This is a genomic window from Wolbachia endosymbiont of Spodoptera picta, assembly GCF_018141665.1.
Lineage (GTDB): Bacteria > Pseudomonadota > Alphaproteobacteria > Rickettsiales > Anaplasmataceae > Wolbachia.
Map to the genome: position 1 here is coordinate 1,142,732 of NZ_CP067976.1, position 12,782 is coordinate 1,155,513.

Here is a 12,782-nt window from a genome sequence, read left to right on the forward strand (position 1 = left end):
GTAATTTAATATGAAAAACAATAATTTAGTTTCATCTTATGCTAGAGCACTGTTTCATGTCTCAGGAAGCAGATTAGGTATTATAAGAAAAGAAGTAGAATTTTTGTTAGCTTTTTTTAAAGATCAAGATGTTTTTGTGTATCTATCTCATCCTATGGTTTCTCTTTTGCACAAAAAAAGAAGCGATACTTTCTATAAATGAGAACTTGAGTGAAAACTTAGTCAAATTTATTATGGTTACACTTGCAAACAAGCGCTCCCGTTTATTAATCCTTATATTAGAAAAATTCTTAAATCTTGTAAGGGAAAGTGAAAACGAATTGGAAATTACTATAAAATCAGCAGAGGTTTTAAAGAAACCTGATATAAAAATAATTACTGAATCTTTGAACTTTCTTGGTAAAATAATAAAAGTCAGTAATGTGGTTGATCCTTCTATACTAGGTGGCTTCGTAGTTAGGTATGGTTTTAACTTGATTGATGCTTCGCTTAAGAGTTATTTGGATAGATTGGTTGATTTGAGTAAAATGGAAATGTTGAAAATAAGGAATTATATATGAAGAATAGCATAAATACCTCTGAAGTAGTAAACATAATAAAAGAGAAGGTTGAGACATTTGATAATCCTATAAAACGAGAAAATATAGGTGAAGTAATTTCAGTAACGGATGGTATCACATTGGTCTATGGGCTGGAAAAAGCAAAGTTTGGTGAAAAGGTATCTTTTGCAAGCGGTGTAGAAGGAATAGTTCTTGATTTAGATCATGATACAGCTGGAATAGTTGTGCTTGGCAATGACCGTGATGTAAAAGAAGGGGACGTTGTAAAATGTAGTGGTGATGTTGTACAGGTGCCTGTAGGTCATGAATTATTAGGGAGAGTTGTAAATGCATTAGGCGATCCTATAGACGATGGCGGAGAAATTAGAGCCAAGAACAAAATGTATATAGAATCTAAAGCGCCAGGTATTATTGACCGTAAATCTGTGCATGAACCTCTGCAGACAGGAATTAAAATTATAGATTTGTTGATTCCTATAGGTAGAGGGCAACGTGAATTAATTATTGGCGATAGACAAATTGGTAAAACCACTATTGCGATTGATACTATTATCAATCAGAAGAAGATTAATGATGAGGTAAACGAAAATCAAAAAATTTACTGTGTTTATGTTGCTATTGGACAAAAAATTTCGACGGTAGCAAAAGTGGTGAATAAGCTAAAAGAAAGTGGAGCATTAGAGTATACAACCGTAGTTGTGGCTAGCGCATCTGACTGCGCGCCTATGCAATTTTTAGCACCTTATACCGGTTGCACTATTGGAGAATTTTTCCGTGATAATGGAATGCATTGCTTGGTGGTATATGATGATTTATCTAAGCATGCTGTGGCATATAGGCAGATGTCCTTATTGCTCAGACGTCCTCCTGGTCGTGAAGCTTATCCTGGAGATATATTCTATGTACACTCTCGCTTGCTTGAAAGAGCTGCCAAAATGTCTGATGAAAAAGGACAGGGATCTTTGACTGCTTTGCCGATTATTGAGACTCAGGCTGGTGATGTATCTGCATATGTTTCAACTAATGTGATTTCAATTACCGATGGACAAATTTTTCTTGAGTCTGAATTGTTTCACAAAGGATTTCGCCCTGCAGTGAATATAGGTTTATCGGTTTCTCGGGTTGGCTCTGCTGCACAATTGAAATCTGTGAAAAAAGTTGCTGGTTCTATAAAGCTGAGTTTGGCCCAATATAGAGAACTGGAAGACTTTGCTAAATTTGGTTCTGATCTTGATGCTACTGTTCAATTGTCCTTAAACAAAGGTAAATACCTTATTGAATTATTAAAGCAAAAACAGTATTCACCTATGCAAATAGAAGAGCAAGTATTGCTTATGTATATCTTTTCTAATCTGTATGGTCAATTAAATAAGGTACAGGTGAGCAACATCAATAGGTTCGAGTGTGATCTTATCAATTATTTTCAAACTGTTCACCCTGGAGTTTTAAAAAAGTTGTCGGGTGACATGAATGATGATATAAAAGATGATATTCTTGGTATTGTGAGTGATTTTGTCACTCAATTTAATTGCGTTTAGGTGGTGATTATGACTTCATCCATTATTAACAAATTTCCTATTACAAGGGAAGGTTTTGAGAGTATGCAAGTCGAACTTGAGAAATTAAAGGAAGAAAAACCTTCTATCATACAGGCTATTTCTGATGCTCGTGATCAAGGCGATTTATCCGAAAATGCAGAATATCATGCAGCACGGGAGAGATTAAGTTTTATTGAAGGCCGTATAATTGAGGTAGAAAGTAAACTTTCACATGCAGAAGTGATAGAAGTAAAAAATTTGTCTGGTGATACAGTAATGTTTGGTGCAACTGTTACGGTAAGCATGTTAAACGATGATAACAGTGAAATTGAATATGTTTATAAGATTGTAGGTGGATATGAAGCTGATGCTTCAAAGCAGTTGATCTCTACGGATTCACCACTCGGTAGTGCTTTAATTGGCAAAAAAGTTGGTGAGTATGTGGAAGTGATAGTGCCAAATGGAGAGAAATTGTATAAAATAGTTAAGATTGAGTTTAAGTAAATCATGGTACAAGTAACTTATCCTTCAATTAGTCTACCCGGTATTTCTTCTGTGGAAGATGTATTGAGGGATGCTAGTTCTGGTAAATTATTCATTTTAGTTGACGATGAAAACAGAGAGAATGAAGGTGATTTGGTTATTTTAGCTGAAAAGGTGAAACCAGAACATATTGCTTTTATGGTTAGGTATGGCACTGGTATTGTGTTTTTAGCTATGACAAAGTTTTACATGAATAAACTTAACCTTGAATTTATGAAGAGAAGTAATGTAGATGAAGCACTTATTCCTCACACTGCATTTACTACGTCAGTCGATGCTCGTTATGGTATTACAACGGGTGTTTCTGCTCATGATAGAACGCATACGATACTTACCGCTATTGATGGAAAAAGTACTAAGGATGATATTATTACTCCTGGTCATGTTTTTCCTATTATTGCAAGTGAGGGCGGGGTTTTAGCACGCAACGGTCATACTGAGGCAAGTGTTGAGATAGCAAAATTGGTTGGATCTAGTCATGCGGCTGTAGGGTGTGAATTAGTGAATGATGATGGCTCTATGATGCGCTTACCCCAGTTGCTTGAATTTGCTGAACAACACAAAATTAAGTTAACTACCATTGATAAACTTATCAGTTACGTTCAAAATTTAAACTAGCGTTTATAAATTCGTATAGTTTAAATGTTAAAATGTAAAATTCCTAAAAGTTATACAAACAAGGAACTTCCATGTCTAAGCTTTTTGTTTTACTATTTTTTTTCGTATACTGTAATAGCGCTTACTCTGTTAGTATTATTAGAGATAGTGAAGTGGAAGCGGTAGTGAAGGATCTAGCGCAACCTTTATTTTCTGCTGCGGGTATTGATAATGATAAAATAAAAGTTTTTATAGTTGATGATAGATCGATTAATGCTTTTGTAATTAACAATAATAGCATTTTCATTCATTTAGGGCTTTTACAATATTCGACTGAACCTTATGTCTTACTTGGTATATTAGCACATGAAATTGCTCATATATCTGCTGGTCATGTATTACAAATGAGTAGTGCTGTAGGTTATTTTCAATCAATAGCAATGGTTAGTTATATGGTAGGATTAGTTTCTAGTATTGTCATTAACCCTCAGGTTGCGAGTGCAATCTTGCTTAGTGGTGTAACGCTTAGTTCAAGGTTGTTTTTTAACTATTCTCAAGAGCAAGAGAGTGTAGCAGATAGCTATGCTTTAAGATACCTAGATGAATCTGGCTATGATAATTTGGGTATGAAAGAGATTTTTGACTATTTTAAGAGTATTGAGCATGAAAACACTGAAGAGTATTTCCGCACTCACCCACTTAGTGATAAGCGTATATTTGCTGTACAGAATTATAAGGTTAAAAACAATATAAAACCAATCCTTGCAGATAAATTGCTGAAGTTTGAGCGTATGCTTGCAAAGCTAGACTCTTTCTTTGCTCCTATTCATGTGTTATCTAGTAAATATGAAGGTAGTTCTAAGTATGTAAATGCTGTAATTCACTATAGGCAAGGAAAGATAGAAGAGGCTATTACTAAAGTTAATTCATTGATTCAAGAGTCACGCAATGATCCTTATTTATATGAATTAAAAGCGGAGATGTTATACAAAGCTGGAAATTTAAGTGAAGCAATAAAAATGTATGAAGAATCACTTAGATATTTATCTGAGAAGAATAACTATTTAGTGAAACTTGCGTTATCTCATACTTTATTATTACACGGTGAAATAGAGAAGGCAATTTTTTACCTAGAGCAGGTTGCAAACGTAGAAACAAATAACGCCTTTGTCTGGAAGTATTTAAGTATTGCATATAAACGTAGCGCTGATATGGCAATGTATTATTTTGCTTTGACGAAAAAGGCTTGTATTGAAGGTAATTTAGAGAAATTTATGAAGTACGCTGAGTTAGCTATTAAAACTTTACCGAAAGATAGCTCTTGCTTGCTGCAAATTGAGGATATGAAGGAACAATACACACAAAAACACACTTATTTTTAGGTTATTTCCCGCACTTATCCAACATATCTTTTACTTCAGTACTTATATTGGGTATAATTTTCATTATAATCGTTTTGGCGCCAAAAAATACACCACAAAACATACCCAAGGCAAAGAGAGCTGGCCATGGCATTCTACCAAATATTGCAAGCAAAGCTGCACCTATTATGACTACAGTCATAAGTGGCCCACCTATTCCCCAAATATAACCAATAATATTGCATATTACTTGGGCAGTTGTATCATCTATATTATCAGTAGCATTTGCGTAATCTGAAAAAGAGAGAAACAGCACTATACATAAAGCATTAAAAAGTTTTTTTATTATATAACTCATTCTTTTGCCTCCAAGTAATAAACTAGTGTGAATCTAAATTTATATATATTTATTTTAAGGTAAAACTCATAGTTTGTCCATAAATAAGTGTTGCTACATAAATAGCCCACCATTGATGTTAAGCACATGCCCCGTTATATATCTTGCTTCGTCGCTTGCTAAAAACAATACTCCTGCTGCTATTTCTTCTCCTGTTCCCATTCTTTGCATTGGAATATTATCTAATATTTTTTCTTTTTGTTTTTCATTTAAAACTTCAGTCATCTTAGTATCTATAAACCCAGGAGCAATGCAATTTACTGTTACACCGCGACTTGCAACTTCTTTTGCTATAGATTTGCTCATAGCTATTATTCCAGCTTTTGATGCTGCATAATTTACTTGCCCGGCATTGCCTGTTAAACCTACTATTGAGGAAAGATTTATAATTCTTCCCCAGTTGTTTTTAATTAATTTTCTGCATGCTTCTCTATTTAGTTTAAATGTAGAGTTCAAATTAATATCAATTACCTTTTGCCATGCTTCATCTGTCATTCTCAACAATAAGCTGTCTTGTGTAATTCCTGCATTGCATATGAGTCCATCAAAGCCTTTCATCAACTCACTTGCTTTATTTATTAGTTGATTTACCTCTTCAGGATTTGATAAGTCGCAAGGAAGTACGTGAATGTTTTTTTCATATTTTTTAGCAACTTCTTCGAGTACTTCTTTTTTTGTACTAGAAATACATAAAGTTGCTCTGGCCTTATGCATAATTTCTACAATTGCCTGGCCTATTCCGCCTGATGCACCAGTAATCAGAAATTTCTTATTCTCTAATCCAAACATAATAATTTTTATTTGTTCCAGCTCTTAACAGAATATTAAAAGACTTGCAATAGATTTTTTTCATAACTTTCATTTAATAGAAGCTTCTTGACAAATCTTGTATTTATTGGCGAAATTATGTCGGCTGAATGCCTTTTTTATTTTTTCTACATTCGGCCAGATCGCGCTTATTTTAAGAGTTAGCACATTATCAATTACAGTAATAAAATTAGCACCATGTGGATTCTTTTGCCTTTTTTTGATTGGTAAATTTCTTAACACTTATAGCTAAAGTAATTTAAGAGAGCCAGCGCGTGACTAGTTCTTATTACTTGATCAGTCTTCTGGATCCCAGTGTCTGGGCACTGGGATGACAGGAGTGTGAGATAAGGCTACATTCATACTCCAACAGGTATGACGGTGTCATTCCAGCACTTGATGCTGGAATCCAGAAGTCTTTACTACAAATAAGCATATTGAGCACAAAATTATGCTAAAACACAACGTTTTTGGTGAGATTATGGACAAACTGGATTCTAGCGTCATGCGCTGGAATGACATCATAGAGGTCGTTGAGATGACAGAAAAGAGTACTGGAATGAAAGGAAAAGGGACTATTTAATGTATTAGCTCTGCTGAATTTTACAAAATTTATTACTCCTGCCTGACAAATTTATTAGAATAGTATGTATATTAGTGAAAATCCGAAGAAAATGCAAGAAAAGTTAATATATTACTTTAGCCAAAGCAACTGTGAAGGCAATGCAGCAATGAGAAATCTACTAGGAGGGAAGGGAGCAAATCTGGCAGAGATGTGTAACATTGGCATTCCTGTTCCACCTGGTTTTACAATTTCCACTGCTGTTTGTCAGGCCTATTGTCAAGATAATGAATTGTCTTGTGATCTACGTAACGAGATAAAAAACTACATGACGATGCTCGAAAATGACATCGGTTGTAAATTTGGGGATTTAAATAATCCCTTATTAGTTTCCATACGCTCTGGTAGTGTTAGTTCAATGCCGGGCATGCTTGATACTATTTTAAATGTTGGTCTAAATGATGAAACCGTTGTTGGGCTTGCAAAAAAAAGTGGCGAACGTTTTACTTACGATAGCTACTGCCGTTTCATCATGATGTACTCCAATGTTGTACTACAGCTTGATCATCACCTATTTCAAGATGTTATTGATAATGAGCAGCAAAAGAGTGGAGCAAAAAGCTTAGCTGATCTTGATGTTGATGTTTTAAAGAGAATTGTTAACGATTTTAAAAAGATAGTATATGAAAAAACCGAGAAACATTTTCCGCAGAACGTTGAAGAGCAATTGTTAAACTCAGTTAATGCAGTATTTGCCTCTTGGAAAAATGATAGGGCTGTTTCCTATAGAAGAATACATAATATTCCTGAAAACCTTGGAACTGCAGTTAATGTACAAGCAATGGTTTTTGGTAATTTAAATGATAATTCTGCAACCGGCGTGATATTTACACGTAATCCTTCAACTGGAGAAAAAAAGCTTTTTGGTGAGTTTTTAGTTAATGCTCAGGGTGAGGATGTGGTTTCTGGTGTTTATACTCCTATGCCAATTGACGGGGAGCAAGAAAGTACCATGGAGAAGTTGCTACCAAGTGTTTACCGAGAATTATGCGCGATATGTGAAAAACTTGAAAGTCATAATAAGGACATGCAGGATATCGAATTTACTGTACAGGACGGTAAGTTATGGATTTTGCAGACTAGGTCTGGCAAGCGCACAGCCGAAGCTGCTATTCGCATAATAGTTGATATGGTAAACGAAGGAGTGATTACAAAAGAGGAAGGAATATTGAGAATTGATCCAAAAACTTTTGACAATTTATTGCATCCAGTTCTTGATGTTAAAATCGATCAAGAAGTAATAGGCAAAGGACTGCCAGCTTCTCCAGGTGTTGCTTCTGGATATGTAGTATTCAGTGCAAGTGATGCTGAAAAAGCTGCAGAGCAGGGCAAAAAAGTAATTTTGGTAAGATCAGAGACGAGCCCTGAAGATATTAATGGAATGAATGCTGCAAGTGGAATAGTAACAGCGCGAGGAGGTATGACCTCGCATGCCGCTGTTGTAACTCGTGGAATGGGTAAACCATGTATTTGTAGTCTAAATGGACTTTATATTGATAAAGATGAAAAATTTCTTTCTATGGGGGATATAAAAGTAAATAAAGGTGAATCAATCACCATCAATGGAGGAACAGGAGAGGTTATGCTTGGTATTCTCCCTACAATTTTGCCTGAATTATCTCAAGAGTTCAAAACGATAATTAACTGGGTAGATAAAGTCAAAACAGTGAAGGTGAGAGCGAACGCTGATACTCCAAAAGATGCAAAAATTGCAAAAGGATTCGGTGCAGAAGGTATAGGCTTATGTCGCACAGAACATATGTTTTTTGCTAGTGATAGGATCGAATTCATTCAAAAATTGATAATAGCTGATGATGAAAATGAAAGGGCAAGTGCATTAAATAAACTCGAAGAAATGCAAAAGTCTGATTTCAAAGAAATGTTTTTTATTATGGAGGGCAAGGAAGTCACTATACGATTACTTGATCCACCTCTACATGAGTTTTTACCTCATGATCAATCCATTATAGAAAAAATCGCCAGATCACTGAATAAGTCAGTTGAATCGGTAAAAAATAAAATAGTACAGTTATCAGAAAAAAATCCAATGCTTGGCCATCGAGGGTGTAGGCTTGCTATTTCTCATCCTGAAATATATAAAATGCAGATTAGGGCAATACTCAGTGCTGCAAGTGAATTAAGGAAAGAAAAGAAGATAGAAGTGAAACCTGAAATCATGATTCCTTTTATCATGAGCGAGAAAGAGTTTGTTCTGATATGCGAGTTAGTAAAGAAAGAAGCTAAAAATTTCGATGTGAATTATTCAATCGGAACGATGATAGAACTGCCAAGAGCAGCACTTATTGCTGACAAACTCGCAAAACACGCAGAATTTTTTAGTTTTGGCACTAATGATTTAACACAAACAACTATGGGACTTTCACGAGATGATTCAGTTAATTTCCTCGATTCTTATAAGGAAAGCAACATCTTCAAAAACGATCCCTTTGAGGTGCTAGATGTCGAAGGGGTAGGGGAATTAATCAGAATAGCTATCGAAAGGGGCAAAAAAACCAGAAAAGAAATTAAACTTGGTATATGTGGAGAGCATGGAGCGAATCCACAGTCCATAGAGTTTTTCATCAAATCAGGGGTTGATTATGTGTCATGCTCGCCCTATAGAGTACCGGTTGCAAAATTAGTGGCAGCACAGCTTAGCATAAGTTTGTTGGGCAGCACAACTGTACGAACATAGATTTCGCTAACAAGTAGCGGAATGATGATTTTTCAAATTGTCGATAAATCTAAGTCAGTTTAGCTATTTTGCTGCTACTTTTTTCTTAATATCTTAAGAAAGACTGATTTTTTGTTTAAAATAATATAAGATAAAATAATAGTGAGTTAGGTAAAAATGTCAGTATCAAAAGAACGTAAGGAATATTTACTAGAAAAGTTTAAATATGCTGCCAAAGAATTTGGCAAATCTGGTACAAAGTCCAATTATCTAGCAGTACCAAAGGAACAGCAACTCTCTATTGATTTAGGTAATAGAAAGGTTTTTGGTATCATAAATAAGATTCTGTATTGGATAGAGAATAATTTTACTTATTTTTTTCCACGATATAATTTGTTTCCAGAAGTTGGAGTTGAAGGAAGAAAAATTCCTGGAACTAATACAAGGGTTAAGTATTTTACTCCAGATGACCAAGCAGAGTATACTAAAATTCCTTATAAAGGAAAATTATACGTGGACTTAATGCCAGAAGTGGAAGGTAATAAGTTAAAAGGCTTTAAAGGCAAACTATATGATACAACTGATAAAATTAGTAAGGGTAAAAAAGGTTGTGTAGCTTATGTTATCACGCTTGATGGAAAATTAGTAACTCATGAACATATTAATGTTAACAAAAGCGAATGGGCTTATCGTCATTCAACTCTTGCAGGTGGTAGGCCAGTTTTATGTTCTGGTTTAATGAAAGTGGTAAATGGTAAAATAACTTATATAGACAATAATAGCGGGCATTATAAACCAGAATCAGCAAACTTATACAATGCAGTGAAAAAGTTAGAAGGTCTATTTTCGAAAGATGCAAAAGTTGTTTGCCTACCATATTGGATTAGCTTGAAAAAACAAATTCCGCTTATACGCAAAATTAATCTAGCCAAACGAGAACCTGTAGAGAAATTCTTGGAAAGGATGGAGAAAAAAGGGAAAGATGGATTGACTCAATATGAAAGACATTTTGAAAAGATAAAGGAATTTAATGAGCAGTATGAACAAAAATTGCTTCTTGCAAACTATAAGTCACCTACAAATGAACTGTCCTACAAACCAACTATACATAAAAAACACAGATTGAAATACTCTGAATATATTAACTTACACCTTAATTTTTTGAAAGAGTTTGATGAAAATCCTGAAGTGCAAAAAATAGCAATAGAACATTCAATAAGAAGGGTTATTGGAGCAAATTATGGCCATAAACCTACAGTTGCGCTTGCTAAGGCACAGGTAATAGATAAAGATGGAAAGCTGCAAGAAACGGACGAAATAGTAGGTATAAATGTTGCTTTTCACCATGAGAATGATCGTGATGGCTTTGCTAAACTTCTAGATTTTAAAAAGTATAGCTATATTTGTCATTTGCAAAATAAAGATAGAGCTGTTATGGAAAAATTAATGCCTAATAAATGGGTAGCTTTTATGAGTACAGACCAGGCTAACAAGTTTGTAAAGGATACTTTACAAATTAAAATTGATAGTGTTGAACAATTGGGTGCCCGTTTAGTGAAGAGCTAAACTCTATTAAATATATGCTAATATATCTACTCATCAGGGTGGCAAAATAGGTAGATGAGAGAAATACAACTAAATGTTGTCATGAAAGTAGCTCCTTTGTTGTCATGCCAGTGCTCAGACACTGGCATCCAGTTAAATTTACGGAGTATAATGGATTCGAGTGTCTGCTACTTGAATGACAAGCAAAGGCTACTCGGATGACAAGAAAGGGAGCACCGAAAATAAATAGGTGTCATCCCAGTGCGTGACACTGGGATCAAGGAATTCTGAGTTTTTGAAAAGATTATGGATTCCAGTGTCACGCACTGGGATGACACCCTTTTAGTTGCTGTACGCACATTGTGGTACAACAGACCAAGATGGAGTTAATAGGGTCTCCTCTTCCTGAAAATACGGAAAGTCAGTAAAAAAAATCAGGCATTAGCACTTCAGCTCTGCAGTTGAGTCAATATGAGAGAGTAAGTCTACAAAAGTAGACTTACTAATTGAACTTTGATCCTTTATTTTACTATAGAACAGCACTGAATCTGCGGGATCATAGAATTTATTTCCAATCTCTCTGAATGTACTACTTATATCAATAGGTGTAGACTCTTCTTGTGAATCAGATTTAAATAAGCCATGAGTATCTTTCAGACGACAGTACCACTTGCAATTATTTCGCTCTGCTGTTACCCACCCTGGGGACTTTTCTTCACATTCTCTATAGCAATCATGAAGTGCCTTCCATTAAAATGGAGGGTTTAGTATAGGGTTTGTCATAATATACTCCTTAATTATAAAACTAATAGCACGTTAGTACTTATATGCTAATATAATGTTAATTCTTATATTGACATAATAACTTTTCGGATAAGGTTTCTTAATTAAAAATTTCATTTTGGCAAACTTACTTATTGTAGGAAAATTTGCTTACGTAAAACTGTTTATAGAGTAACAATAGATGTATTATACTTATACTTCTGATATTTGAAAATTTATGCAGTTATTTCTAACAAGATTGGTCAATAAATTTTACTGTTTAAGGATGAGAAACAAAGTAATCATCGTTTCCAGTATTGCTCTTATTCTACTGTTTTTTATCAACAATACATTTTTAAAAAAAGATCAGGCGGTTCATAGTGATAATCCAATTAGTAGTTTTTCAGTAAAAACTCAGGATTATACTCCACAAAATCGCACTGTATATTTAAATTTTTCTGGTACAGTAAATCCCTTGCATAGGGCAAGCCTTGTCTCAAGAACAAGTGGTCAAGTTATTGCTATTTATTTGTCTGATGGTGAAAAAGTAAAAAGAGGCGATGTAATTTTAAAGATAGAAGATTATGACAGAGTTGCACAAGTTGAGAAAGCCAAAGCTTTATTAAATCAGCGTGAAATTGAGTATGATTCCTCTCGAAAATTGAATAAAAAAGGCTATGGAGCACAGATAAGAGTGGAATCAGCTTTTACTGCATTGCAGAGTGCAAAAGCTGACCTAAAAAGGCTAGAATTGGATTTAGAAAACACTGCGATTAAATCTCCTATTGATGGTTATATAGATAAGATCAACGTAAATGAAGGGGATTTTGTTAATCTTGGACATAAGATAAATGACATAGTTAATTTTGATCAGGTTCTTGTGGTGTTATATGTTTCAGAAAATGAAGTAAATAAAATAAAGCTAGGTAGCACAGCGCAAATTAATTTGCTAGACGGAAGGGAATTAGTAGGTGAAGTGAGTTTTATTAGTAAAATTGCTGAGCCTAAAACTGGATCTTATAGAGTGGAGGTAAAGGTAACTGATAATGAGATTATATCTTTGCAAGGACTGACTGCTAGTGTAAGCCTCCCTTCAGGTGAAAGATTTGCATATAAAATTCCTTCTTCGGCCTTAAGCTTAAATGACGATGGTATTCTTGGAATAAAGATTGTTGATGATAATAATTATGTAGTATTTACAACAATAGAAATTGTTGATTATGAAGACGATGGAGTTTGGGTAGTCGCAAATAATGAAAGTAAGCCTATAAAGCTAATAACATTGGGTCATCTATTTGTGAAGCCTGGTGATAAGGTATAACTCGAATGTAACATGACACCAAATGAGCTACTCGCATTTTTGAGGTATAAATCAC

10 protein-coding genes and 1 pseudogene are annotated in these 12,782 nt (G+C 34.5%); 9 read left to right on the plus strand and 2 right to left on the minus strand.

The genetic code is table 11. The features are described from left to right. Positions 1-10 precede the first annotated feature (10 nt). From atpH to JKF54_RS05270, 5 genes and pseudogenes are all read left to right on the plus strand, one after another. A pseudogene (gene atpH, locus JKF54_RS05250) lies at positions 11-560 on the plus strand (ATP synthase F1 subunit delta). Next, positions 557-2,098: a F0F1 ATP synthase subunit alpha gene (atpA, locus tag JKF54_RS05255; protein ID WP_211907874.1), complete on the plus strand. Its 1,542-nt coding sequence runs from the start codon at positions 557-559 to the stop codon at positions 2,096-2,098. The pseudogene atpH and the gene atpA overlap by 4 nt, the downstream one beginning before the upstream one ends. 9 nt (positions 2,099-2,107) lie before the next feature. Further along, the gene (gene greA / locus JKF54_RS05260; protein WP_211907876.1) at positions 2,108-2,602 is read left to right on the plus strand and encodes a transcription elongation factor GreA; all 495 of its coding nucleotides are present in this window, start codon (positions 2,108-2,110) and stop codon (positions 2,600-2,602) included. 3 nt (positions 2,603-2,605) lie between these two features. Further along, a complete protein-coding gene (gene ribB / locus JKF54_RS05265; RefSeq protein ID WP_211907878.1) occupies positions 2,606-3,259 on the plus strand; it encodes a 3,4-dihydroxy-2-butanone-4-phosphate synthase in 654 nt (217 codons plus the stop codon). 71 nt (positions 3,260-3,330) lie between these two features. Then, positions 3,331-4,620, plus strand: a complete 1,290-nt coding sequence (locus JKF54_RS05270; RefSeq protein WP_211907881.1) for a M48 family metalloprotease — start codon at positions 3,331-3,333, stop codon at positions 4,618-4,620. A gap of 1 nt (position 4,621) precedes the next feature. On the opposite strand, the gene JKF54_RS05275 is transcribed toward JKF54_RS05270, so the two are convergent. Both JKF54_RS05275 and fabG read right to left on the minus strand, forming a co-directional pair. Beyond that, complete coding sequence (locus JKF54_RS05275) at positions 4,622-4,957, minus strand: TrbC/VirB2 family protein (RefSeq protein WP_211907883.1); 336 nt, start codon at positions 4,955-4,957, stop codon at positions 4,622-4,624. Between the two features lie 93 nt (positions 4,958-5,050). Beyond that, positions 5,051-5,785, minus strand: a complete 735-nt coding sequence (gene fabG, locus JKF54_RS05280; protein ID WP_211907885.1) for a 3-oxoacyl-[acyl-carrier-protein] reductase — start codon at positions 5,783-5,785, stop codon at positions 5,051-5,053. A 469-nt stretch (positions 5,786-6,254) separates the two neighbouring features. Between fabG and JKF54_RS06680 the strand changes: the two genes are divergently transcribed. From JKF54_RS06680 to JKF54_RS05295, 4 genes are all read left to right on the plus strand, one after another. Next, entirely contained in the window at positions 6,255-6,386 is a 132-nt protein-coding gene (locus JKF54_RS06680) for a hypothetical protein (protein ID WP_256438220.1), read from the plus strand. A gap of 64 nt (positions 6,387-6,450) precedes the next feature. Further along, complete coding sequence (gene ppdK / locus JKF54_RS05285) at positions 6,451-9,120, plus strand: pyruvate, phosphate dikinase (protein WP_211907887.1); 2,670 nt, start codon at positions 6,451-6,453, stop codon at positions 9,118-9,120. A 156-nt stretch (positions 9,121-9,276) separates the two neighbouring features. Then, positions 9,277-10,665, plus strand: coding sequence for a hypothetical protein (locus tag JKF54_RS05290; protein ID WP_211907889.1), 1,389 nt, complete (start codon positions 9,277-9,279; stop codon positions 10,663-10,665). A gap of 1,027 nt (positions 10,666-11,692) precedes the next feature. After that, the gene (locus JKF54_RS05295) at positions 11,693-12,727 is read left to right on the plus strand and encodes an efflux RND transporter periplasmic adaptor subunit (protein ID WP_246433138.1); all 1,035 of its coding nucleotides are present in this window, start codon (positions 11,693-11,695) and stop codon (positions 12,725-12,727) included. Positions 12,728-12,782: the final 55 nt, after the last annotated feature.